This is a genomic window from Mesorhizobium sp. GW821-FHT07A06, from assembly GCF_059419085.1.
The window spans coordinates 593,673-615,620 of the sequence record NZ_JBWKRC010000001.1; the positions used below are offsets into that span (position 1 = coordinate 593,673).

The window sequence follows — 21,948 nt, forward strand, 5'->3', positions numbered from 1 at the left end:
TGAAACGATGAACCATTCTAGCTTCGCTTGCGCAGCTCCGGATGCACTTCGATTTCGCGGCGCAGCGAGGCGGCGGCGTTGACGTAGGGCTCCTGCCTGGCGACGCTCCAGTATTTCAGCTCGTCCAATGGGATGTTTTCCCCGGTCACGGCGCAGCGCACGAACGAGCCGGGGCTGGTGACCTGGAAATCGCCATCGAGGTAGCGGATGCGGGCTTCCTTGCCGCCCGGGCCTTCGAAACGGTTCATCATGCGGTGGTGCCGAGGTTCATGGAGATTTCATCGCCACAAATCTCCGGCCAGGTCAAGCTCGCGACAAGCCTCGGACAATGCTGAGGCGCTACGAGAGGCTGAAAAGCGCTTTGATCGGGGGCATGATGGATATTTCTTCCGCCCGCCTGGCTTCCTTGCTCAAGGAGGCGATGACGCCGCAACCCGTGCCGTTGGCAAAGGCAGATCCGGTCAGGACGGCCCTGGTCAGGGAACTGGTCCAGCCCCCGGCACCGTCCCTGTTCGCGGAACGTACGGCTCCGGCCCTGTTGGCAATGCCAGCGGCGCCAATGGCCGTCAAATCGCAGCAGATTGCGTCGGCTGGCATCGTTGAGGCCTATCAGGCGCAGATCGAGACGAGGGACGAGGCGGCTTTGGCAACCGTCGTGGCCAGGAAAGCGGCGCCTCAAACCGAAACGCGGCGAGGCGCCTTGCCACCCACCGCAACCGCCAACGACAACGCTCCCGCCAGGGCTGCGGGAGTGTCCTTGCTGTCGTTTATTCCACCGCAGGTTCCGGTCCCGAAGAATGCCGCCGCCCTGGGTGCTCCGGCGGGACAGCGAAGGCCGGGCATTCAATCCGGTGGTGCGGCGCCGAACCCCGAGCGCCTGCTGGTGAGGATCGGCTTTGTTTCGATCATGACCGGTCTATTGGCAACCGTGATCTTCGGGTTCGTTCTGTTGCTGCTGCGCTGAGTTGCGAACCGGTTGGTTGCGAACCGGTGATGGGGCGGCCGGCCTGGAGACCGATCGCTCCGCCTCGATAAACGCTTCGATCTTCTCGGGCGCCAGTCCGGCCTGCCGCGCGATGCGGCGGGCGAGATCGGCCGCGGCCGTGCGTGGCCGTCCCATTGGCCGGTCGAGCCAGTAGGATACCGGATTGAGCGCGGTGCGCTCTTCGACCGCGGTGATGCGGCCCGATTTCAGCTGATGCCCGGTCAGCGGCGGACGTGCCAAAGCGATGCCGAGCCCGTAGGCGGCGGCGTCCAGCACCAGATTATAGTCCTCGAAGCGCCTGTCCTGTGGGCGCGGACGGTAATCCATGCCTTGTGCCGCGAACCAGGCGCGCCAGCCTGAGGCGTCCGAATCGTTGATCAGGGGGAATTTGAGCAGCCGGGCCGGATCGCCGCGGCCGATCTCGCGTGCAAGCTCCGGCGAGGCGACAGGGAAGACATGCTCCTCGAAAAGCTGCACCGAGACGCGGCCCGGAATGCCGCCGCGGCCGCAGCGGATCGACAGATCGATGCCCTCATCGGCAAGGTCGGCCTGGCGGATGTCGACATCGAGCACGATGCGCAGCTTGGTGGGATTGTTCTCCAGGGCCGCCATGCGTGGCATCAGCCATAGCCCGCTCACCGAGGGGATCGAGGTCAGCCGCACCACCGCCGTGCCGCGCGGCTCGACCCAGCGGTCGGAATGGGTCGATATCAGCGCGAAAGCCTCGGACGTGCGCAGATGCAGCCGGTTGCCCTCGATCGTCAGCGTCACCCCGCGCGCGCCGCGATCGAACACCTTCAGCCCCAGCCAGTCCTCGAGCTTGGCGATCTGCCGGCTGACCGCGCCATGGGTGATGTTGAGCTTTTCGGCCGCCGCCGAGAAACTGCCTGTACGCGCCGCCGCATCGAAGGCACGCAGGGTTTCGAGCGGCACCATTGTGTCCGAGCTGTGATCCATAGTCACAGGTGATCCTCGATTTGGTCGTTTGTCAACAAGCGGGAAAGGGCGTTTTGTGGCTTTCAAGACGAAGAACACGAGGACAGTGAGATGAGTGCGATGACGGGCACGTTGAATCAGACACAGCGGATGGACACCACCGCCGCCATCGCCGTGGCGTTGACGGTTGTCGGTTGGGCGTCCGCCTTTCCGGCGATCCGTGCCGGCCTTGCCGCCTTCCAGCCGCTGGAACTCGGTGCCCTGCGCTTTGCCATCGCCGCGGTGCCGGCGGCGATCTTCCTTGCGGCCAAGCGCCCGGCGCTGCCCAAGGTCGGCGAATTGTGGCGCTTCGCCTTTGGCGGCGCCATTTTCGTCGCGCTCTATACGGCCATGCTCAATTTCGGCGAACTGACCGTCTCGGCGGGAGCCGCCGGCTTCATCATCAATGTCAGCCCGATCTTCACCGCCATCATGGCGATGGCGCTTCTGGGCGAGCGTTTCTCGCCTCTAGCCTGGCTTGGTACGGCCATCTCCTTCGCCGGCATCGGCATCATCGCCGTGGCCGACGGCCATGGCTTGCACTTCAATGCCGGCGCACTGCTGGTGCTCGGCTCCGCGCTCTGCTCGGCCGTCAACACCATCGTCCAGAAGCCGCTGTTTGCCCGCCACCATCCGCTGACCATCGCGGCGTCCAACATGGTGCTCGGCGCGCTCTGTCTGGCACCCTTCCTGCCTGCCGCCTTTCAGCAGGCGGCTGTCGCCAACGCCGCCGGTCTCGGCGCCGTCATCTATCTCGGCATCGTGCCGAGCCTGATTGCCTATGCGGCCTGGGCGACGGCTCTGTCGCGCCTGCCGGCAGCGCGTGCGTCGAACTTTCTCTATCTGGTCTCGCCCATGTCCGCCCTGATCGGTTTCTTCTGGTTGGGTGAAGTGCCGACGCTGCTCGGCATCCTCGGCGGCGCGCTGGCGCTGGGCGGCGTCATCGTGGTGAATTTGAAGAGGTAAAACAGAAGGTTGGAGGCGTTTGCGGAATCAAATCCGAAACCTTATCCGCCAGCATGCAGACACCCGGAGGAAGGGCCGTTATGGTGAGCCGCTTTCACTGGGGGGACGGAATGGGAAAACTGCTCATATCGGCGCTCTTTTGCGTTTTGTCGCTGACCGGGGAAGCCGTTGCGGGCTGGTATCACGTCGAAAACTACGAAGGAACCATCGGGCCCGATCCGGTCCATTTGTCGCTGCAGAGATATGACAGTTTTGGCAGCGGCATTACCGTCCAGGGAAGTTACTTCCGCGACACGGAACAGAGGCCGATCGCAGTGTATGGCACCGTCAACGGCACCAAAGTCTCGCTTTGCGAGATCGCGGATGACAAGGAATTCTACGGGTCATGGTAATGGGGTCAAAGACGCCGGTCGACACCGCCGGATGCCCGATCGTCCTTGATGTCAACGCGGACGGCGCGACGGGAAGCTTGAGCAAGGGCGCCGACGAATTGCCCGTCATTCTCAAGAAGGTCGCGAGCCTTGATGACACCGGCGACGCAAAGATCGTCGGGACCGTCGAGATTCCCTTCTGGGCCGAGACCGCCGCCGACAGGTTTGCCGGCGTTTATGCGAACACCAGCGCCAGTATTTGCATGACGAAAATGCAGGTGATCAAAAAGAGCACCGGCAAGGTCGTCCAGCAAATCCGCTTCGATGACGATGATTGCAATGCGGGCATGCTGATGACGCCCATCTACATGAACGTTCAGAAGTCGGTGGAGCACGGCAAGGACATCATTTCGGTGAATTTTCGCGGTGGCGGCGCCGGCTACACGACGGACTACGTCTTCAATCGCGCGACCAGGAAATATCAGAAAAAGAACTGACGTGGGGCATCGGGCCTTGGTGTTGGCGGTCGGAGGGCACACCTACCGCCGACCGAACAGCCGCTCGATGTCCGCCAGTTTGAGCTCGATATAGGTTGGGCGGCCATGGTTGCACGTGCCCGAACCCGGCGTCGCCTCCATCTGGCGCAGCAGCGCGTTCATCTCCTCGGCCTTGAGCAGGCGGCCGGAACGCACCGAGCCGTGGCAGGCCATTGTGGCGGCGATCTTGTCCAGCCGCTCCTTGAGCGTTTCGATCGTGTCGTTGTCGGCGATCTCGTCGGCGAGATCACGCACCAATTGAGGGACATTGGTTTCGCCCAGCATCGAGGGCGTCTCGCGCACGGCAACGGCGCCCGGGCCGAAACGCTCAATGCCCAGGCCGAAGCGGGCCAATGTCTCAGAATGCATGGCGAGCCGCTCGGCATCCTCTTCCGGCAGATCGATGATCTCGGGCAGAAGCAGCATCTGCGAGGGCACGGGGCGCGAATGCAGGGCGTTCTTCAGGGCTTCATAAACCAGCCGCTCATGCGCCGCGTGCTGGTCGACGATGACGAGCGAATCCCTGGTCTGGGCAACGATGTAATTCTCGTGCACCTGGGCGCGCGCGGCACCCAGCACCGTGCCAAGCAGCGTCTCGGCCGCCTCGCTCTGCCCGGCGCGCGCATCGGCGCTGGCAAGAGGGCCGGTATCGAACGCGGCCTGGCCGGGCTCACCGAAGCCGCCATGCCTTGCGCCGGCGCGTTCAAAGCCAGAGCCTTCGAATTGCATGTCGAGAGGCCGCTGCGGCGAGCGCGAGGGGTCGAAACCGGCGGAGCCGGATGCGTGGAATGCTGCTTCGTAGCTGCGATGGCCGTTGGCCGGGCCGCCATGATTGTAGGGTGCGGCGCCCGGCCGGAACGCCGCCATCATGCCGGCGGCTCCGGTCGTGGCCGAGCGGATGCCGGCGTCCGCCAGGGCCTGGCGGATGGCGCCGACGATCAGCCCGCGCACCAGGCCCGGGTCGCGGAAGCGCACATCGGCCTTGGCCGGGTGGACATTGACGTCGACGATGGCCGGATCGAGCGAAAGGAACAGCACCGTTACGGCGTGGCGGTCGCGCGGCAGCACATCGGCGAAGGCGCCGCGGATGGCGCCGGCGATCAGCTTGTCGCGCACCGGCCTGCCGTTGACATAGGCATATTGCTGCAGCGCATTGGCGCGGGTGAAGGACGGGATCGACACATGGCCGGTCAGATGCACGCCTTCGCGCATCGCGTCGATGGCAATGGAATTGTCGGGAAACTCGCCTCCCATCACCTGGGCGACGCGACGCAGGCTGCCTTCCTGACTGTCGTCGGTCGCCGGCAATTCCAGCGTCGAGCGGTCGGAACCGGCCAGCGTGAACCGCACGGCCGGAAAGGCGATGGCGATGCGCTTGACGACATCGCTGATCGCCGAGCTTTCGGCGCGCTCGCCTTTCATGAATTTCAGCCTCGCCGGCGTGGCGAAGAACAGGTCGCGCACCTCGACCGTGGTTCCCCGATTGGCCGCCGCCGGCCTGACGGGCAGGACGCGGCCGCCCTCGATGCCGATTTCGGCGGCGCTGTCTCCCAATGCCGTGCGCGAGCGGATCGACAGCCGCGACACCGAGCCGATCGACGGCAGCGCCTCGCCGCGAAAGCCGAGCGAGCGGATGTCGTTGATATCCTCGGTGAGCTTGGAGGTGCAGTGGCGGGCAATCGCCAGCGCCAGCTCCCGCTCGGCGATGCCGGAACCGTCATCGGTGACGCGGATCAGATTGAGCCCGCCGCCTGCCGTGACGATTTCGACGCGCGAAGCGCCGGCATCGAGCGCGTTCTCGACCAGCTCCTTGACCACGCTGGCCGGACGCTCGATGACTTCGCCGGCGGCGATCTGGTTGATCATCGTTTCGGAAAGCTGGCGAATGGGCATGGGGCACTATAGGCGGATTCGGGCTTCGCGGGAGGGGCAGAATTGCGTTGGCGGTGGATCAGTTGGCGGTGCGGATTTCGCGCACACCCTTGCGCAGCCGCCGGCGCAGCAAATTGCGCAACGTCACCCCCTCGCTATAGCCGACCTTCGCGGCGATCTCGTCGACGCTGTCGGATGTGGTTTTCAACAAATGCACGGCCTGCTCGACGCGCAGATCCTGAAAATAGGACAGCGGCGTCTTGCCGAGCACGTCGTTGACCCGTCGCGACAGCGTGCGCTTGCTGGCGCCGAGTGCCGTGGCTGCTTCGTCGAGATTGAACCCAGCGGCGAGATGGTCGCGCGCCCAGCGTTCGAAGCGTTCGACCAGCGGGTTGGAATGGGCAAGGTGGTCGGAGATCGCATAGGCCGATTGCAATGGCCGGCTGTCGACGATGAGGTATTTCGCCGTCAGCGCAGCGAGTTCCGGGCTTGTCTGGCGAATGATCATCAAAGCGAGATCGATGTGGCCGAGTGCGGCTCCGGCGGTTGCGAACTGCCCGTCATTGATCAGCATGCGCGCGGCATCGAGCCGCACTTGTGGGTAAAGTTGCCGGAACATCGGCGCCAGCCACCAGGTTGTCGTTGACCGCCTGTGGTCGAGCAGGCCGGTTTCGGCCAGGATGAAAGTGCCGATACAGGCAGCTCCGATGAGTGTGCCTGTTTCGGCGGCAGCGCGCAACGCCTTGGTAGCGTCGGCGATATCGCTGCGTTTCAGGGCGTCGGCAAGCGGGCCTGGCATCTTCTGGCCGATCGCCGGGATCACCAGCCAATCGGGATCTGGCTGGCTGCCCATCGCGACGACCGGCACTTGAAGGCCCTGTGCCGTGCGGACCGAGGCGCTCACCCCGACGATAGTCGTTGTGAAGCGGCTGGGCGGCGACACCAGCATCCCGACCAGTTCGTTGGCGGTGCCGAACACGTCGAGCATCGTGGCCAGTCCGGTGTCGAAGACGCCATCAAGCGCAAGGACGGAAATGTTCATGGCGATAATGGTATCAAAGATGTCATTTTTGCCAATACGCTTTGGGGCTCGATGCTGCAACTGTTGTTTGCGACGGCCGCCTCCGGCCGCACAAACGACGAGGAGAAGACAAATGATCAAGCTCGCATTGTTCGCACGCTTCGAAGCCAAGCCGGGCAAGGAGAAGGATGTCGCCGCGTTCCTCAAAACCGGACTGCAGCTGGCCAATCGGGAAGCAGGAACACCGATCTGGTTTGCCTTGCAGCTTTCGCCAAGCGTCTTCGGCGTGTTCGATGCCTTTCATGACGAGGCAGGGCGGCAGGCCCATCTCACTGGCGAGATTGCAAAGGCGCTGATGGCCAATGCCGAAACACTGTTCGCTGGCCCGCCGACCATAGACAAGGTGGACGTGCTGGGCCTCAAGAATGACGGTTCGGTCTGATCGTTCCAGCCTGCGAATGCAATCCGGCCACGCGCCGGATTGCATTGAACTCACGCCTGCGCCACCAGCCAATCCCTTACCTTGCGGGCATTCTCGCTGAGGTCGCGGTTTTTCGGCCAGATGACGTAGAAAGCGATGCCGGTCCTCATCACATGCTCGGTGACCGGCACCAGCAGGCCGGATGCCACGAGCCGCTCGACGAGATGCCGCCAGCCGAGCGCGATGCCTTGCCCTTCCATGACCGCCTGGATCACGAGGGCATAGTCATTGATGCGCAGTCCGCGTTCAGCATTGCGCAGGCTGGTTCCGGCGGATGCGAACCATTCGTCCCAGTTGGGGGCCTCGCGATAGGGTTCCTCAAGATGGATGAGCCGGTGCGCGGCCAGTTCCGCGACGGTCCCGGGCAGGCCGAACTTGGCGAGATAATTGGGCCCCGCGACCGGAAAGATCTCCTCGTCTGAGAGTGGCATCGAATGATAGTCCGGCCATTGTCCGGGCACGCCTCCGCGCACGCCGAGCGGGATGCCCTCGGCGATGATGTTGAGGTCGCGGTCGGCGGTCTGGATGCGCAGATCGATGCCCGGCAATTCGTCGCGGAACTGCTGCAGGCGCGGCATCATCCAGAAGGAGCCGAAAGCGGTTGACGCGGCGAGCGTCACATGGCCGCCGGTCGCCTGCAGGCGCAGATCCTCGGCCGACTTGCGGATGTGCGACAGGCCCAGCGAGACATCGGCGTGGAAGCGTTCGCCGGCTTCGGTCAGGCTGACCTGGCGATGACGACGCTGGAACAGCTTGGCGCCGAGCTGCTCTTCCAGCCCGCGCACGGCATAGGAGACGGCTGCCTGCGTCATGCCGAGCTCGCGCCCGGCGGCGGTGAAGCTCGACAGCCGGCCGGCTGCCTCGAAGACGATCAGGCTGCCGGCGGAGGGCAGGAGGTGGCGCAGGCTTCGCATAAGCACAGCTTATACAGAAGATCAGGATTTTCCAGCGTCACAGCCATATTTCGGGTCGCTAACGTGTATGGCGGGAAGAAGGAGGCTCCATGAACGCACCGGCCGTCGAATTGACCGAACAGACCCACCGCCGCGGCGGTGGCCGTCTTGGCCGCAAGGCGCTAAGAAGCGCGCCGATCGCTTCCTTTCCGACCTTGGTGCGCAAGATCCCCGCCTATGAGATCGTGCCTGACGAGGCGGTGGAACTGATCCACGAGGAATCGCTCAAGATCCTTGAGGAGGTGGGCTGCGAATTCCGCGACGACGGCGCGATCGAACTCTGGAAGGCGGCCGGCGCCGATGTCAGGGACACGCGTGTCCGCATCGACCGCGCGCTGCTGATGGAGCTCGTCTCGAAGGTTCCATCGGAGTTCACGCTCCATGCGCGCAACCCCGAGCGCACGGTGCGCGTCGGCGGCAAGAACTCGATTTTCGTGCCGATGTATGGCGCGCCCTACGTCCGCGACCTCGACAATGTCAGGCGCTACGGCACGCTCGCCGACCTCAACAATTTCCACAAAATGGCCTACATGGCGCCGGCGCTGCATTCCTCGAGCTCGGTCATCTGCGAGCCGATGGAGATCGCGGTGCCGAAACGGCATCTACACATCATCCACTCGGCCCTGAAGCATTCCGACAAGCCGTTCATGGGCATAGTGACGTCGAAAGAGCGCGCCGAGGACACGATGGCGATGGCTGGCATCGTCTTCGGCGAGGAGTTCGTACGCGACAACCCTGTGCTGGTGGCGATCACCAACTGCAATTCGCCACTGGTATGGGACGCCACCATGATCGATGCCATGCGGGTCTACGCGAGCCACAATCAGCCGCTGATCCTGGCGCCTTTCGCGCTGTGCGGCGCCTCGACCTCGGCTTCCGCCGTCGGCGCGGTGGCGCAGGTCAACGCCGAGGCGCTTGCCGGCGTGGCGCTGACCCAGCTGATCCGCCCAGGCTCGCCGCAGATCTACGGCCAGTTCATGGTCACGGTCGATATGAAGACCGGCGCGCCGATGGGCGGCACGCCGGAGGCCGCCCAGATGATGTACCTGATGGGTGCCTTGGCGCGGAAATACCGGCTGCCATGGCGCACGTCTGGTTTCCATGTCGGCTCGAAGCTGAACGACGCCCAGGCTGGCTACGAATCGAACATGCTGATGCATGCCGCCATCCTCGCCGGCGCCAACTATATCTGGCATTCCGCCGGATGGCTGGAAGCCGGCCTGACCTGCGGCTACTCGAAATTCGCGACGGACTGCGAGCAGCTTGTCGGCTGGTACAAATACGCGGGCGGGCTCTCCTTCGACGATTTCAAGGAAGCGATGGCGGCGATCCGCGAGGTCGGGCCGCAAGGCCATTTCCTCGGCACCCAGCACACGCTCGAACACTTCGAGTCCGCCTTCTTCATGCCCTCGATCATGGACTTCAATTCCTATGAGCAATGGAATGCCGAAGGGGCGAAGGATCACGACACGCGCGGCCGTGAGAAAGCGCGCAACATGCTGGCCGATTATGAGGAGCCGAAGCTGGACGAGGGGATCGCCGAGGGTCTCAGGGATTTGATCGCGCGGCGCGAGGAGAAGCTGCCGGATACCGTCAGTTGAGAAAGAACGGGCAACGACCCGACGGAACCAATGGGAGAGAGAAATGGCATTCTTCAGAAGCAATGGCGATAGCGTCCCTAGCGCTATCGAGGCGATGGCGGAAGACGCGCGCGCGGGCCGCATGGACCGGCGTGAGTTCCTGGCCCTGGCAAGCGCCTTCGGCGCATCGACGGCTTTGGCCTATGGCATGATCGGTCTCGCCGCCCCGCAGCAGGCTCTGGCCGAGGAGCCGAAGAAGGGCGGCACGCTGCACGTCTCGATGTCGGTCAAGGCGCAAAAGGATCCGCGCACCTATGACTGGGTGGAGCTTGCCAATATCTCGCGCAGCTGGCTGGAGCCGCTGGTGCGCTATACCAGACAGTTCACCTTCGAGCCGGTGCTGCTTGAAAGCTGGGACATCAACGACGACGCAACCGAATACGTCCTGCATGTGCGCAAGGGCATCACCTGGAACAATGGCGATGCTTTCAACGCCGACGACGTGGTTCACAACCTGACGCGCTGGTGCGAAAAAGGCGTCGCCGGCAATTCGATGGCCGCCCGTGTCGGCGCGCTGATCGACGCAAAAACCGGAAAGGCGAGGGATGGCGCGATCACCAAGGTCGATGACAGCACGGTCAAGCTGAAGCTCAGCGAACCCGACATCTCGCTGATCCCGAACTTCACCGACTATCCCGCGCTTGTCGTGCACCGCAACTTCGACGCCGACGGCGCCGATCCGATCAAGAAGCCGGTCGGCACGGGACCATTCGAACTGGTCTCCTACGATGTTGGCCAGAAGGCGGTGGTGAAGCGCCGCGAGAACGGCAAATGGTGGGGCGGCGAGGCGCCGCTCGACGGCATCGAGTTCATCGACTACGGCACCGATTTCAACGCCACGGTCAACGCGTTCGACTCCGGCGAGATCGACCTCAATTTCGAATCGCCCGCCGACTTCATCGACATTCTCGACAAGATGGGCCTGCAGAAATCCGAGGTCGCGACGGCGACGACACTCGTTGCCCGCACCAACGTCACCCATAAACCCTATGACGACAAGCGGGTGCGCAACGCACTGCAGATGGCCGTCGACAACAACGCCGTACTGCAACTCGGCTACAATGGGCGCGGCACGGTCGGCGAGAACCACCATGTCAGCCCGATCCATCCCGAATATTATGCCCTGCCGAAGAAGGAGCGCGACGCCGCCGGCGCCAAGAAGCTGATGGCGGAAGCCGGCCAGGCCGACTTCGAGCACGAGCTGATCACCATCGAGGACGATTGGCAGAAGAACACCGGCGACGCGATCGCCGGTCAGCTGCGCGACGCCGGCATCAAGGTGAAGCGCACGGTGCTGCCGGGGTCGACCTTCTGGAACGACTGGACGAAGTATCCCTATTCGATGACCATCTGGTACATGCGCCCGCTCGGCGTTCAGGTGCTGGCGCTTGGATATCGCACCGGCGAGGCGTGGAATGAATCCGCCTATTCCAATCCCGACTTCGACGCCAAGCTCAAACAGGCGCTTTCGCTGATCGACGTGGCCAAGCGCAAGGAAGTGATGAAGGACGTCGAGCAGATCCTGCAGGATTCGGGCGTCATCATTCAGCCGTTCTGGCAGAAGCTCTTCAGCCACACCAACAAGAAGGTCAGGAATTACGGGGTCCACCAGACCTTCGAAATGGATCTCCAGAACGTCTGGCTCGCCGGCTGAAAGGAGGCCGGGCAGGGACTTCATGAGCCGCAAAAAAGCCGATATGCAGGATGCGTGGTGTTGGTAGCTTCAAGCCATCAAAAGCCGGAGATTCTGCATGAGACGGACAGTGCTTCTTGCCGCCCTTACGACAGCCTTGCCAGCGGCCGCTCTGGCGGGGCCGGCGTCCGACGCCGTGAAGTTCTTCTATGTCCCGGCGGTGAGATTCGAGGCCGACGCACAGTACCGGGACCGCTTCACCGAGCCGGTGACGAAATTGTTCGATCTCAACGACCAGGCGACCAAGAAAAATCCCGACCAGGTCGCATGTATCGACTTCGATCCTGGCCTGGATGCGCAGGATTTCGATCAGAAGACCGTCTCCAAGACCTTGAAACTGTCCGAGACGGTGGACGGCGATACGGCACAAGTGGTGGCGAGCTTCAGCCTTTTTTCGGACGGAGACGATTCAAAACGCGAAATGAACTGGTCGCTGAAGAAGGTCGGCGGAAAGTGGAAGGTCTCGGACATTGCCTCGAAGACCAACGATTGGACGCTGAGCCAGCTCGAATGCATGGCGGGTCAAGATCCGGAGTGATGCGATGGCCCGTCGCGTATTCTTGGCTCTGTCGGCAATGTGCCTGCTGGCGGCGGGTTTGAGCGAGGCTGTTGGCCAGGGACTGTTCGGTGCCCCGCCGGCAAACGCCCCGGCGCAGGCCACGCCGGGCGGTGGCGATGCACCGCCTGCAAACCCACCCGGCAACGCGGTGGAACCGGCAACGCCACCGCTGGCATGGCCGCCGTCCGAGCCGGCCGCGCCCGTGTTGCCGGGCTCACCGACGGCGGTGGTCAAGCCGTTCTACGACCATCCCGGGCTGGAGCTCGATCCGACCCAGCGCAAGAATTTTGTCGATCCGGCCAAGGCAGTGCTCGACAAGAGCGATGCGCTGCGGGCTTCGGGACAGGGCGAATGCCTGGACCCCAACATGGCGCTCGACAATGCCGACTACGACAAGCTCGCAATCGACAAGAGCCTGAAGAGCATCGAAGCCGTGAATGGCGACCAAGCCAAGGTGGTGGTCGCCTTCGTCGTCGAAGGCCATCAGCACCGGCTGGAGTGGAAGTTCAAGAAGGTCGGCGGCGACTGGAAGATATCGGACCTGCTGTCGGTGACGGGCGAATGGGCGCTCAGCCAATATCAGTGCGAATGATGGCTGGACTAGCCGCGCCCGCGGTAGGGGGCCACTCCAGTGTCCGGCAGCCAGGCGCCATCGGGTGGCGCGCCGGTCTGCCAGAAAACGTCGATGGGTATGCCGCCGCGCGGATACCAGTAGCCGCCTATGCGCAACCACAGTGGCTTTGTGGCCGCCACGATGCGACGGCCGATCATGACGGTACAGTCTTCATGGAAGGCGCCATGGTTGCGAAACGAGGTCATGAACAGCTTCAGAGACTTCGATTCCACCAGAGCCGCATCGGGTGCGTAGTCGATGACGATATGGGCGAAATCCGGTTGGCCGGTCACCGGACACAGCGAGGTGAATTCCGGGCAGGTGAAACGCACGATCGCCGGCGGACCGTCGCCGCGCGAAAACGGCACGGTCTCCAGGACCGCCTGTTCGGGGCTCTGTGGCGTCTCGACGTGGGCGCCGAGCTGGGTAAGGGTCTTGGTATCGATCATGGGCGGGATCTCTTTCGATTTTCGCCGCTCCTTAGCATCGGACCGAAGAGTGCGCAGCGGTTTTCGGATAAATCCGATGCTTAAAATAGGAACTGGAGCAGCAAATGTCGCTCCAACGCAATTTGAAACGGCAGGAAGAGTATGACCACCAGCGACCCGCTTCTCCAACCCTACCAGCTCAAGCATCTGACGCTGAAGAACCGGGTGATGTCGACCAGCCATGAGCCGGCCTATTCCGAGGACGGCATGCCGAAACAACGCTACCGGCTCTACCATGCCGAAAAGGCCAGGGGCGGCATGGCGCTGACGATGACCGCGGGCTCGGCGATCGTCTCGCGCGACAGCCCGGCCGCCTTCGGCAATTTGCATGTCTATGACGACCGCATCGTGCCGTGGCTGGCCGAGCTCGCCGACGCCTGCCACGAGCATGACTGCAAGGTGATGATCCAGATCACCCATCTTGGCCGCCGCACCGGCTGGAACAAGGCCGACTGGCTGCCGGTGCTCTCGGCTTCGCCGGTGCGCGAGCCGGCGCATCGCGCTTTTCCCAAGACCATCGAGGACTGGGACATCGAACGCATTGTCGCCGACTATGCATCGGCCGCGCAACGCTGCCAGGCCGCCGGCCTCGACGGCATCGAGTTCGAGTCCTACGGCCATCTTATGGATGGCTTCTGGTCGCCGGCCACCAATCATCGCGACGACGAGTATGGCGGCTCGCTCGACAACCGGCTGCGCTTCACCAACATGGTGCTGGATGCGGTGCGCGCGGCGGTCGGCGAAAAATTCGTCGTCGGCATCCGCATGGTCGCCGACGAGGATTTCGAGAAGGGCCTGTCGAAGGAAGAGGGGGTCGAGATCGCCAGGCGGCTCGCCGGCTCCGGCAAGGTCGATTTCCTCAACATCATCCGCGGCTCGATCGAAAGCGACGCGGCATTGACCAAGGTCATTCCGGTGGCCGGCATGCGGTCTTCGCCGCATCTCGATTTCGCCGGCGAGGTGAGGGCGGCGACAAAGTTCCCGACCTTCCACGCGGCGCGCATTTCCGATGTCGCCACCGCCCGCCATGCGATCGCCACCGGCAAGCTCGACATGGTCGGTATGACCCGTGCGCACATCGCCGATCCGCACATCATCAGGAAGGTGATGGAGGGCCGCGAGCACGAGATTCGTCCCTGCGTGGGCGCCACCTATTGTCTCGACCGCATCTATGAAGGCGGCGAGGCGCTGTGCGTGCACAATGCGGCGACCGGCCGCGAGGCCGAGATTCCGCACATCATCGTCAAGACCGAAGGGCCGAGAAGAAAGGTCGTTGTCGTCGGCGCCGGGGCCGGCGGACTGGAGGCGGCACGTGTCGCGGCCGAGCGCGGCCACCAGGTGACGGTGCTTGAAGCCTCTAGCCAGGCCGGCGGCCAGGTGCGTCTGGCGACGCAGAACCCGCGCCGCAAGGAACTGATCGGCATCATCGACTGGCGGCTGGCCGAACTCGACCGGCTCGGCGTCGAAATCCGGTACGACACCTGGGCGGAGCAGGATGACGTCCTGGCGCTGGCGCCCGATGTGGTCGTCGTGGCCACCGGCGGCCTGCCGCAAAACCCGCCGCTGACAGCGGGCGACACTCTCGTCACTTCGAGCTGGGACATCATGGCCGGCAGCGTCAAGCCGGCCGAGAACGTGCTCATCTATGACGACAATGGCGGCCATCAAGGCATGGGCGCGGCCGAGTTGATCGCCAACAGCGGCGCGAGGCTGGAACTGGTTTCGCCGGAGCGTTTCTTCGCTCCTGAAATGGGCGGCATGAACCACGTGCCTTATATGCGCGCCTTCCAGGAAAAGGGCGTCACGATCACCATCAACACGCGCCTGCGCTCGGTGCGCCGCGAGGGCAACCAACTGGTCGCGGAACTCGCATCGGACTTTGCCGACGGCTGGCGCGGGGAGCGCAGGGTCGACCAGGTGGTGGTCGAGCACGGCACGGCGCCGCTCGACGATCTCTATCTCAGCCTGAAGCCGCTGTCGAAGAACGGCGGGGCGGTCGACTACGAACGTCTGGTCGGCGGCGGCGACATTTTTCCTGCGCGTAATCCAGGGGCGGGCTTCGTGCTGTTCCGCATCGGTGACGCGGTCGCCTCGCGAAACATCCATGCCGCCATCTACGACGGGATCAGGTTCGGCCTGCGGATCTGATGCACCGTCGGCTCAGGCCGGCATGTTGAACGGCGTGATGATCTGGATATTGGACGCGCCTGGCGCGACCGATTTCGGCAACGCGCCCTGTGCCCGCATGATGTGGATGCAGGCCGAACGCATGTCTTGCCTGAGATCGTGATGCAGTACGGCCGAGATGTGCCGGCCTCGCAGCAAGTCGATATTGTCGGCGTCGAGATCGTGGCCGATGAACACAAGGCAGGGCCGCTTCATTTCGGCGAATGCCTGCACGATTGAGGCGTTTCCGCCGCCGATCGAATACACGGCCGCAACATCGGGATGATGTGCCAGCGCGGTGCGGACCAATTCGCCCGTCGCGCGATCAATGCCGTGGCCTTCGCTGATGTCGACGATCCCAAGGTCGGGGAAGTTTTCGCGCAAGGCGCGGCGAAAGCCGATTTCGCGCTCCTCCTCGCCCCGGAATCGGTTGCTGCTCAAGGTGACCAGGACATCGGCACGACGCTCGCCAAGCCATGCGCCGATCAGATAGGCAGCCGTTTCGCCGGCGGCGCGGTTGTCGATGCCGACATAGGCCAGCCTCCGGCTGTTCGGCAGATCGGTGACCAGCGTCACCACCGGTATTCCCGACCGGACGACCCGGTCCACCGCGGCCGCTATCTCCGGAATATCGGGCGCCTTGAGGAAGATCCCGTTGCTGCCGCGCCGGGCGATCGCGTCGAGCAGTGCGACGGTGTTCGCTGCCGCGCGCACTTCGGCCAGGTGGTGGCGCGCGCGGAACACCGCCGGATGGAGGCCCGGCATCTCGGCCTCCAGCGCGGCGCGCACCGCCTCGGTGAAGCGCATGGGAGCCTCCATGACGAGATCGAGAATGAACTTGCGGCCCGACAGGCCGAGTTGGGAGCGTTGCGTTTCCAGTTCCCGGATCGCCTGCTCTACGCGGCGTATTGTGTGCTGACGCACGCCGCTGCGCCCATGCAGGACCCGGTCGACCGTGGCGATGCTGACGCCGGCCTGCAGGGCGATGTCCTTCGCCAGAAACGGATGCGACATTGGCCGCCTCGATCAATCTTGAGGTGTTTTTGAGGTGTTTCAGCTGTATGCCACCTCTCAGCCAGAGCTATACTTCCGCCATCCAGTCGAAACAAGACCAAAGGGGAGGATGCCGTGAAGGCCGACAATTATGCCAAGCTCAGATCCGATCGTGTCTGGCTTACCGCCGATGTGTGCAGCATCGACGATTTTGCCGCGACGACGCAGAGGACGACAAATCCGGCAGACTATCCGTTCGCGTCCGAGGTGCGGAAGAACGTCCTGATCTACGATGGTGCGCCTGTTCGTGCGGCCGCCGGCGATCCGGCCCGGCGCAAGGCGCTTCTGGCCGAATGGGTCGAGGCGATGACCGATGGTCCGGGTGTCGTCGTGTTTCGCGGTGCCTTCGAGGATGTGGCGCCAGTCGACGCAGCCACCGAAGCGTTCAATGCCATCATCGCCGAGGAGCGTGCGGCCGGGGCAGGCGGCGGCGATCATTTTGCCAAGCCCGGCGCCAACGACCGGGTGTGGAATGCGCTGGAGAAGCTGTGCCTGCGCGATCCCGCGACCTTCGCCGCCTATTACGGCAACGATATTATCGCGCTGATATCGGAAGCCTGGCTCGGCCCGGCCTATCAGGTGACGTCGCAGGTGAACAATGTCAGGCCGGGTGGCGCATCGCAGTCCGCGCACCGGGACTATCATCTCGGTTTCCAGACCGCGCCCATCATCGAACGCTATCCGGTGCACGTCCATCGGGTCTCGCCGGTGCTGACGCTGCAGGGGGCCGTCGCTCATTGCGATATGCCGGTGGAAAGCGGCCCCACGCTTTATTTGCCCTATTCGCAGACCTACCTGCCTGGCTACCTGGCGATGAACCGCCCCGAATTCCAGGCCTATTTCGCCGAGCATCATGTTCAGCTGCCCCTGAAAAAGGGCGACGCGGCCTTCTTCAATCCGGCACTGTTCCACGCCGCCGGCACCAATCGGTCGGCCGACATCCAGCGCATGGCAAACCTGTTGCAGGTCTCATCGGCCTATGGCCGCGCCATGGAGAGCGTGGACCGGACCCGCATGAGCGCGGCCCTCTATCCCGTTCTCCAGCGTATGCTGGACGATGGCAGCCTGACCAGGCAGGCGGCGGGCAACGCCATTGCGTCGTCGGCGGAAGGCTATTCCTTTCCGACCAATCTCGATCGCGACCCGCCGCTCGGCGGCCTTGCGCCGGAGACCCAACAGGCGCTTTTCCATCGTGCTCTGGATGCAGGATGGGAGCCGGCGGTCTTCGTGGAGGCACTCGAGAAACAGGCCTGCAAAAAACTGACCTGAGAAAGCGGCTTCGGCAATTGCAAATGTTGGTGGCGCGCGGTCCGGACCGGCATACGAGAGCCCATGTATGCCGGCCCGGCCGCGCGCCCGCACGCCGTTGGCTTATCGCCTGATAACGTGCGATCTTGTGAGCTTGCGGTGCGGACGACGCTCAGACCATCCTGGCGATTGCCATGCAAACGCGAGCCTGTTCCATCCGCGGAAAACACCGTCTAGTGTCCGGCAATGACGCCCTTTGAACGCCCGCCAGTCGGCATGAATCTCGGCCGCACCGCCAAGCTCGTTGCGCAGGCCTTCGACGCCGCTTTGGTTGAAGCGGGCGGCACATTGCCGGTCTGGCTCACGCTGCTGTCGGTCAAGTCGAGCAAGCTCGCCAATCAGCGCGAACTCGCCGGGATGATCGGCATCCAGGGCGCGACGCTGACCCACCATCTCAACGCGATGGAGGCGCAGGGCCTGCTGACGCGCCGCCGCGATCCCGTCAACCGGAGGGTCCATCTGGTCGAATTGACGGAAGCCGGAGAAGAGCTGTTCGAGACGTTGCGACAAGCCGCACTCGCCTTCGACAAGCGGCTCCGCAAAGGATTGCCCGACGAGCGTCTGGCGGAGTTTGCGCAGGTGCTGGCGGCGCTGCGCGACAATGTCGGTTGACCCCGGTCGGTCGACAGCCTTGTTTTACCCAACTTGCCTTGCTGTATGACCACTATGGTCATTTCTGGAGCGGAGCATGCGCGAGATTCCGTTGAAGGATGCCAAGGCAACGCTTTCGGCGGTGGTTGACCAAGCCGTCGCGGGGAAACCTGCTGTCATCACCCGTCACGGACGCAAGCAAGCTGTCATTCTGTCTTTCGAAGACTACGAAAGGCTCTCGCGCGTGCCCAGTTTTGGTCAATTGTTGGCGGCTTTTCCCAGCGACGTTGACGATATTCCGTCTCGACCCCGCAAACCTTGCTGCGCAGATGGTGGCAAGCGGTCCAGCACCTCTGCGGAGAAAGAGTGCTTCCCTTCGACCTGCATGCCGCATGCGGCTGGGCTACTCCTGGATCGGGCGAGGGCGCACAGGCCTGGATTTGAGGATATGGTGATCGCGGCAACCGCCGAGGTCCATGGCTTGACAATACTGACGGATAACGAACCTCATTTTGCCCGCTTGGGGTGCCGACGCTTAATCCGTTGAAAAATTTGCCGTCTTTGCCCGCTCAGTCATAGCTCTGGATTGTTCCAAACGCATAGCGGCGCAACTTCAGTGCGGTGATCAGGTTGGTGAGCTGCGTCTTGCCGTCGAAACTGTCCTGGAACATCTCGTCATGCATCAGGAGGATCAGCTTGCCCGGTTTGGCGAAGCGGCCATAGCCGAACAGGTGATCTATTTCGCTGACCAGATGGTCGACGCTCTGGACCGGCTCGCCGTTATCCTTGTGCACCCACTCGTGGTCCCAGCCGTAGAGATAGAAGCCGGACGCCGCGACGAATTCGTAGTCGGGATCCTCGCGGCCGGCTTGCGCCGGCCCAAGCGAGTTGTCGTCCTTCGACATCGAAGGCAGCCGGAATACATCGCGACCCGGCAGCCGCGCGTGCACCGCGGGCTTCAGGCCCAGCACGGCATTCGCCATCAGCATGTCGGCAACCACACCTTCCGTGTCGCTGTAGAAGTGCCGGTAGTGATTGTAGGCGTGGCTGTAGCTGTGGTTGCCGATCGTCACCAGCGGCATCGCCTTGGCGCGCCGGACCAGGGCCTTGTTGGACACACTGGCCTCGGCATGCATGCCGACCATGAACAGCGTCGCAGGAACCTGTTCCGCCGCCAACACATCGAGGATGTTGCTGGTGCCGTTCAGCGGACCATCGTCGAAGGTGAGATAGATGGTGCGATCCGCCCCATGAGCCGGCAGCGCGGACATCAGCATGGCCGCCAGCACAAGCCGAAAGAATGTCATAAGCCGCTGTATCCGTTTGCGATCACGACAGGCCGCCATTTCGGCGGACGGTTGTCAAGGCGGGCCAGGTTTCGGCTATGCCAGACTGCCTTGCAGCACCGTCAGCCTGGCCTTCTTCGGCATGCGCGCGGTCAGCCATTCGAGCGCCTTGTCGTGCGGCATCGGGAAGGCGATGGAATAGCCCTGTACCTGGTCGCAGCCGATCGCCATCAGCGAGTCGAGTTCGGCCTCGGTTTCAGCCCCCTCGGCGACAATCGAGATGCCGAGCCCGCGGGCAAGCTCGGTGATGGCGCGCACGATCTTGGAGTTGTCCCCATTCTCATGGATGTTCTGGACGAAGCGGCGGTCGATCTTGAGCCGATCAATCTCGTTGGGATTGACGTGGCTGAGCGACGCATAGCCGGTGCCGAAATCATCGAGTTCCAGATGCACGCCCGCGGCCCTGATGTGGCGCAGCTTGGCGGCGATGCCTGTCTTCTCGTCGTCCAGAATGACGGATTCGACGATTTCCAGCGAGAGTTTCTGCGGCGGCAGCCCGGCCTTTTCCAGCGTATCGAACAAGAACGCATCGAAATCGTGCTCGCGCAGTTCGGTGCCCGAAACGTTGACGGCAAGCCGGCCGAAGGCAATCCCGGCACGGTTCCACTCGGCGGCTTCGTTGATCGCCTTGCTGATCACGATGCGGCCGATCTCCGGCATGAAACCGCATTTCTCGGCGACAGGAATGAATTCGCCCGGCGAGATCATACCGCGCTCGGGATGGTTCCATCGCACCAGGGCTTCGATACCGCTGATGGCGCCGTTGGTCAGGGAGACCTGCGGCTGGAAATAGACCTGGAACGCTTTTTCTGAAATGGCGACCTTGATGTCGTGCTCGAGTTGCTTGCGGTAGTCGAGTTCGCGGCGCAACTCCTCCGAGAAGAACGAGAAGTTGCCGCCGCCCATCTTCTTGGCGGAGTAAAGCGCCAGATCGGCATGGACGAGCAGGTCCTGCGCATTGTCGGCATCGATCGGATAGACGGCGATGCCGCCGCTGGCACCCGGAAGAATCGTGGTGCCCTGGAAAATGATCGGCTCGTTGATATGCGCCAGGATCCGCCGTGCCAGCATGTTGATGTCCTCGGTGCTGCCCGCGCCATTGAGGATCATCACGAATTCGTCGCCACCGAGCCGCGCGCACAGATCCGACGCGCGGCACGAATCGCGCATGCGCTGCGCCGTCACCACCAGGACATAGTCGCCGGCGGCGTGGCCGAGCGTGTCGTTGATCTGCTTGAACCGGTCGAGGTCCAGCTGGACCACTGCCAGGCGTTCGCGTCGCCGGTGCGCACCCTTGATGAGCGTGTCGAAATGGTCGGTCAGGAAAGTGCGGTTGTGCAGGCCGGTCAGGCCGTCGTGAACCGCGATGAAGGCCATTGAGTTGCGCGCATCGACCAATTCCCGCGTCTTGCGCAGGATCGCATTGGACATCGGCCTGAAGATGAACAGTGCCACCAGCAGGATGACGCCGAGTGTTGCGTAGAACAGCGTGCGGTGGAGGGCGAGCAGCTTTTCGGAGCGCTCGTCGGCCTCGGCGCTGATGCGCTGGCCAAGGGCCGCATAACCCGACAAGGTTGCATTGGCGACCGACGTATCGAGGTTGACGCGTTCAGCGCCGCCCTTGTAGCCGTCATTGTCGAGATTGAGTTTCGATTCAAATGCCGAGATCAGACGGTCGCCATTGGCGATCAGCCCAACCGAGAAATAGTCGAGATGGAAGGGCTTGGCGAAAAGCACGCTCTCGATCGACTTCGCATCGAGCTTGGCCGGCGATTGCGGATCTGCCCCCGTCTGCTTGAGCAGCAGATCGTAATTGGTCTCGAACTCCGCCGTGGCTTGCTTGAGTGCGCTGACCAGCGCCGGCTGCTTGTCGCGCGACGCGGCACCCGTTGCGCTGGCAAGGAAGACGATGCGCTGCGACAATGTCTTCTGCGTGCCGACGATATCGAGCAAGGTGTGGTTGTGCTGCTGCGTGGCAATCGTCTGCTGCAGCAGGACGAAGGAGGCTGCCACCATGGTGGCAATGATCAACAGCGCCAGCCAGTAGCCAGCCTTGATCAGCAGTATGAGCTTGCCTGAAACGGTTTGCACCGGCTGCTGCGACATTTTCGGGGGCGGCCCTCTCGCCAACGGATTCCTGTATGGTCACCATTGAGCCACAAACGTTAACAGGATTGGAAATCGACAGCCGGCCCGGCAAGGGGAGAGCCGGGAAGATCGCTAAATGGTTATCGGCTCCTTTCGCCGCCGACCTGCATTTGAGCATTGCTTGTCGCGTACGCTATCGAACGGCCGCTCGGGCGATGCCAGTCGCGTCCCGGTTGATGCTGT

General features: G+C 63.2%; 21 protein-coding genes and 1 pseudogene. 13 read left to right on the forward strand and 9 right to left on the reverse strand.

The features are described from left to right. Positions 1-17: 17 nt before the first annotated feature. Positions 18-251: a DUF2093 domain-containing protein gene (locus AC07SZ_RS02910; protein ID WP_056562870.1), complete on the reverse strand. Its 234-nt coding sequence runs from the start codon at positions 249-251 to the stop codon at positions 18-20. A gap of 77 nt (positions 252-328) precedes the next feature. On the opposite strand from AC07SZ_RS02910, the gene AC07SZ_RS02915 reads away from it, so the two are divergent. Continuing rightward, the gene (locus tag AC07SZ_RS02915; protein ID WP_494913161.1) at positions 329-964 is read left to right on the forward strand and encodes a hypothetical protein; all 636 of its coding nucleotides are present in this window, start codon (positions 329-331) and stop codon (positions 962-964) included. Here the strand turns inward: AC07SZ_RS02915 and AC07SZ_RS02920 are convergent. Beyond that, positions 917-1,942, reverse strand: a complete 1,026-nt coding sequence (locus AC07SZ_RS02920; RefSeq protein WP_494913162.1) for a LysR substrate-binding domain-containing protein — start codon at positions 1,940-1,942, stop codon at positions 917-919. The genes AC07SZ_RS02915 and AC07SZ_RS02920 overlap by 48 nt on opposite strands. Before the next feature lie 90 nt (positions 1,943-2,032). Between AC07SZ_RS02920 and AC07SZ_RS02925 the strand changes: the two genes are divergently transcribed. The 3 genes from AC07SZ_RS02925 to AC07SZ_RS02935 all read left to right on the forward strand — a co-directional run bounded on the left by AC07SZ_RS02925 (position 2,033) and on the right by AC07SZ_RS02935 (position 3,794). After that, positions 2,033-2,926: a DMT family transporter gene (locus AC07SZ_RS02925; protein ID WP_494913163.1), complete on the forward strand. Its 894-nt coding sequence runs from the start codon at positions 2,033-2,035 to the stop codon at positions 2,924-2,926. 110 nt (positions 2,927-3,036) lie between these two features. Continuing rightward, positions 3,037-3,318 (forward strand): hypothetical protein, encoded by a 282-nt coding sequence (locus tag AC07SZ_RS02930; protein WP_494913164.1) that lies wholly within the window; start codon positions 3,037-3,039, stop codon positions 3,316-3,318. Next, entirely contained in the window at positions 3,312-3,794 is a 483-nt protein-coding gene (locus AC07SZ_RS02935) for a hypothetical protein (RefSeq protein WP_494913165.1), read from the forward strand. The genes AC07SZ_RS02930 and AC07SZ_RS02935 overlap by 7 nt, the downstream gene beginning before the upstream one ends. Before the next feature lie 42 nt (positions 3,795-3,836). Here AC07SZ_RS02935 and mutL read toward each other — a convergent pair whose 3' ends face one another. Then, positions 3,837-5,726: a DNA mismatch repair endonuclease MutL gene (gene mutL / locus AC07SZ_RS02940; protein WP_494913166.1), complete on the reverse strand. Its 1,890-nt coding sequence runs from the start codon at positions 5,724-5,726 to the stop codon at positions 3,837-3,839. Positions 5,727-5,784: 58 nt separating this feature from the next. Next, positions 5,785-6,747, reverse strand: a complete 963-nt coding sequence (locus tag AC07SZ_RS02945) for a GlxA family transcriptional regulator (RefSeq protein ID WP_494913167.1) — start codon at positions 6,745-6,747, stop codon at positions 5,785-5,787. 112 nt (positions 6,748-6,859) lie between these two features. On the opposite strand from AC07SZ_RS02945, the gene AC07SZ_RS02950 reads away from it, so the two are divergent. Continuing rightward, entirely contained in the window at positions 6,860-7,168 is a 309-nt protein-coding gene (locus AC07SZ_RS02950; RefSeq protein WP_056562850.1) for a putative quinol monooxygenase, read from the forward strand. Positions 7,169-7,218: 50 nt separating this feature from the next. Here the strand turns inward: AC07SZ_RS02950 and AC07SZ_RS02955 are convergent, their stop codons facing one another. Then, entirely contained in the window at positions 7,219-8,121 is a 903-nt protein-coding gene (locus AC07SZ_RS02955; protein ID WP_494913168.1) for a LysR substrate-binding domain-containing protein, read from the reverse strand. Between the two features lie 89 nt (positions 8,122-8,210). On the opposite strand from AC07SZ_RS02955, the gene AC07SZ_RS02960 reads away from it, so the two are divergent. From AC07SZ_RS02960 to AC07SZ_RS02975, 4 genes are all read left to right on the forward strand, one after another. Continuing rightward, a complete protein-coding gene (locus AC07SZ_RS02960; protein WP_494913169.1) occupies positions 8,211-9,761 on the forward strand; it encodes a trimethylamine methyltransferase family protein in 1,551 nt (516 codons plus the stop codon). A 43-nt stretch (positions 9,762-9,804) separates the two neighbouring features. Continuing rightward, positions 9,805-11,454, forward strand: coding sequence for an ABC transporter substrate-binding protein (locus AC07SZ_RS02965; RefSeq protein WP_494913170.1), 1,650 nt, complete (start codon positions 9,805-9,807; stop codon positions 11,452-11,454). A 97-nt stretch (positions 11,455-11,551) separates the two neighbouring features. Next, on the forward strand, positions 11,552-12,031 hold the full coding sequence (locus tag AC07SZ_RS02970) for a DUF3828 domain-containing protein (protein WP_056562835.1): 480 nt from the start codon (positions 11,552-11,554) through the stop codon (positions 12,029-12,031). Positions 12,032-12,035: 4 nt separating this feature from the next. Further along, positions 12,036-12,644 carry a hypothetical protein gene (locus AC07SZ_RS02975; protein ID WP_494913171.1) on the forward strand — a complete coding sequence of 203 codons (609 nt, stop codon included), beginning with the start codon at positions 12,036-12,038 and terminating at the stop codon, positions 12,642-12,644. A gap of 8 nt (positions 12,645-12,652) precedes the next feature. Here the strand turns inward: AC07SZ_RS02975 and queF are convergent, their stop codons facing one another. Further along, positions 12,653-13,114: a preQ(1) synthase gene (gene queF, locus AC07SZ_RS02980; protein WP_056562829.1), complete on the reverse strand. Its 462-nt coding sequence runs from the start codon at positions 13,112-13,114 to the stop codon at positions 12,653-12,655. A gap of 141 nt (positions 13,115-13,255) precedes the next feature. Between queF and AC07SZ_RS02985 the strand changes: the two genes are divergently transcribed. Next, complete coding sequence (locus AC07SZ_RS02985; protein ID WP_494913172.1) at positions 13,256-15,301, forward strand: oxidoreductase; 2,046 nt, start codon at positions 13,256-13,258, stop codon at positions 15,299-15,301. Positions 15,302-15,313: 12 nt separating this feature from the next. Here the strand turns inward: AC07SZ_RS02985 and AC07SZ_RS02990 are convergent, their stop codons facing one another. After that, positions 15,314-16,333: a LacI family DNA-binding transcriptional regulator gene (locus AC07SZ_RS02990; protein ID WP_494913173.1), complete on the reverse strand. Its 1,020-nt coding sequence runs from the start codon at positions 16,331-16,333 to the stop codon at positions 15,314-15,316. Between the two features lie 114 nt (positions 16,334-16,447). Between AC07SZ_RS02990 and AC07SZ_RS02995 the strand changes: the two genes are divergently transcribed. From AC07SZ_RS02995 to AC07SZ_RS03005, 3 genes and pseudogenes are all read left to right on the forward strand, one after another. Next, the gene (locus AC07SZ_RS02995; RefSeq protein ID WP_494913174.1) at positions 16,448-17,641 is read left to right on the forward strand and encodes a phytanoyl-CoA dioxygenase family protein; all 1,194 of its coding nucleotides are present in this window, start codon (positions 16,448-16,450) and stop codon (positions 17,639-17,641) included. Positions 17,642-17,866: 225 nt separating this feature from the next. Next, a complete protein-coding gene (locus AC07SZ_RS03000; RefSeq protein WP_056562814.1) occupies positions 17,867-18,292 on the forward strand; it encodes a MarR family winged helix-turn-helix transcriptional regulator in 426 nt (141 codons plus the stop codon). 76 nt (positions 18,293-18,368) lie between these two features. Beyond that, positions 18,369-18,590: pseudogene (locus AC07SZ_RS03005) on the forward strand (type II toxin-antitoxin system Phd/YefM family antitoxin); the annotation flags it as partial. A gap of 250 nt (positions 18,591-18,840) precedes the next feature. Here the strand turns inward: AC07SZ_RS03005 and AC07SZ_RS03010 are convergent. Both AC07SZ_RS03010 and AC07SZ_RS03015 read right to left on the reverse strand, forming a co-directional pair. Further along, entirely contained in the window at positions 18,841-19,578 is a 738-nt protein-coding gene (locus AC07SZ_RS03010) for a polysaccharide deacetylase family protein (RefSeq protein WP_081294699.1), read from the reverse strand. Between the two features lie 75 nt (positions 19,579-19,653). After that, on the reverse strand, positions 19,654-21,723 hold the full coding sequence (locus AC07SZ_RS03015) for a putative bifunctional diguanylate cyclase/phosphodiesterase (RefSeq protein WP_494913175.1): 2,070 nt from the start codon (positions 21,721-21,723) through the stop codon (positions 19,654-19,656). Positions 21,724-21,948 lie beyond the last annotated feature (225 nt).

What these genes read in the sequence shown, in the direction of transcription:
- AC07SZ_RS02910 (WP_056562870.1), bottom strand. Translation starts at nt 251, where the DNA reads ATGATGAACCGTTTCGAAGGCCCGGGCGGCAAGGAAGCCCGCATCCGC.
- AC07SZ_RS02915 (WP_494913161.1), top strand. Translation starts at nt 329, where the DNA reads ATGCTGAGGCGCTACGAGAGGCTGAAAAGCGCTTTGATCGGGGGCATG.
- AC07SZ_RS02920 (WP_494913162.1), bottom strand. Translation starts at nt 1,942, where the DNA reads ATGGATCACAGCTCGGACACAATGGTGCCGCTCGAAACCCTGCGTGCC.
- AC07SZ_RS02925 (WP_494913163.1), top strand. Translation starts at nt 2,033, where the DNA reads ATGAGTGCGATGACGGGCACGTTGAATCAGACACAGCGGATGGACACC.
- AC07SZ_RS02930 (WP_494913164.1), top strand. Translation starts at nt 3,037, where the DNA reads ATGGGAAAACTGCTCATATCGGCGCTCTTTTGCGTTTTGTCGCTGACC.
- AC07SZ_RS02935 (WP_494913165.1), top strand. Translation starts at nt 3,312, where the DNA reads ATGGTAATGGGGTCAAAGACGCCGGTCGACACCGCCGGATGCCCGATC.
- mutL (WP_494913166.1), bottom strand. Translation starts at nt 5,726, where the DNA reads ATGCCCATTCGCCAGCTTTCCGAAACGATGATCAACCAGATCGCCGCC.
- AC07SZ_RS02945 (WP_494913167.1), bottom strand. Translation starts at nt 6,747, where the DNA reads ATGAACATTTCCGTCCTTGCGCTTGATGGCGTCTTCGACACCGGACTG.
- AC07SZ_RS02950 (WP_056562850.1), top strand. Translation starts at nt 6,860, where the DNA reads ATGATCAAGCTCGCATTGTTCGCACGCTTCGAAGCCAAGCCGGGCAAG.
- AC07SZ_RS02955 (WP_494913168.1), bottom strand. Translation starts at nt 8,121, where the DNA reads ATGCGAAGCCTGCGCCACCTCCTGCCCTCCGCCGGCAGCCTGATCGTC.
- AC07SZ_RS02960 (WP_494913169.1), top strand. Translation starts at nt 8,211, where the DNA reads ATGAACGCACCGGCCGTCGAATTGACCGAACAGACCCACCGCCGCGGC.
- AC07SZ_RS02965 (WP_494913170.1), top strand. Translation starts at nt 9,805, where the DNA reads ATGGCATTCTTCAGAAGCAATGGCGATAGCGTCCCTAGCGCTATCGAG.
- AC07SZ_RS02970 (WP_056562835.1), top strand. Translation starts at nt 11,552, where the DNA reads ATGAGACGGACAGTGCTTCTTGCCGCCCTTACGACAGCCTTGCCAGCG.
- AC07SZ_RS02975 (WP_494913171.1), top strand. Translation starts at nt 12,036, where the DNA reads ATGGCCCGTCGCGTATTCTTGGCTCTGTCGGCAATGTGCCTGCTGGCG.
- queF (WP_056562829.1), bottom strand. Translation starts at nt 13,114, where the DNA reads ATGATCGATACCAAGACCCTTACCCAGCTCGGCGCCCACGTCGAGACG.
- AC07SZ_RS02985 (WP_494913172.1), top strand. Translation starts at nt 13,256, where the DNA reads ATGACCACCAGCGACCCGCTTCTCCAACCCTACCAGCTCAAGCATCTG.
- AC07SZ_RS02990 (WP_494913173.1), bottom strand. Translation starts at nt 16,333, where the DNA reads ATGTCGCATCCGTTTCTGGCGAAGGACATCGCCCTGCAGGCCGGCGTC.
- AC07SZ_RS03000 (WP_056562814.1), top strand. Translation starts at nt 17,867, where the DNA reads ATGACGCCCTTTGAACGCCCGCCAGTCGGCATGAATCTCGGCCGCACC.
- AC07SZ_RS03010 (WP_081294699.1), bottom strand. Translation starts at nt 19,578, where the DNA reads ATGACATTCTTTCGGCTTGTGCTGGCGGCCATGCTGATGTCCGCGCTG.
- AC07SZ_RS03015 (WP_494913175.1), bottom strand. Translation starts at nt 21,723, where the DNA reads ATGTCGCAGCAGCCGGTGCAAACCGTTTCAGGCAAGCTCATACTGCTG.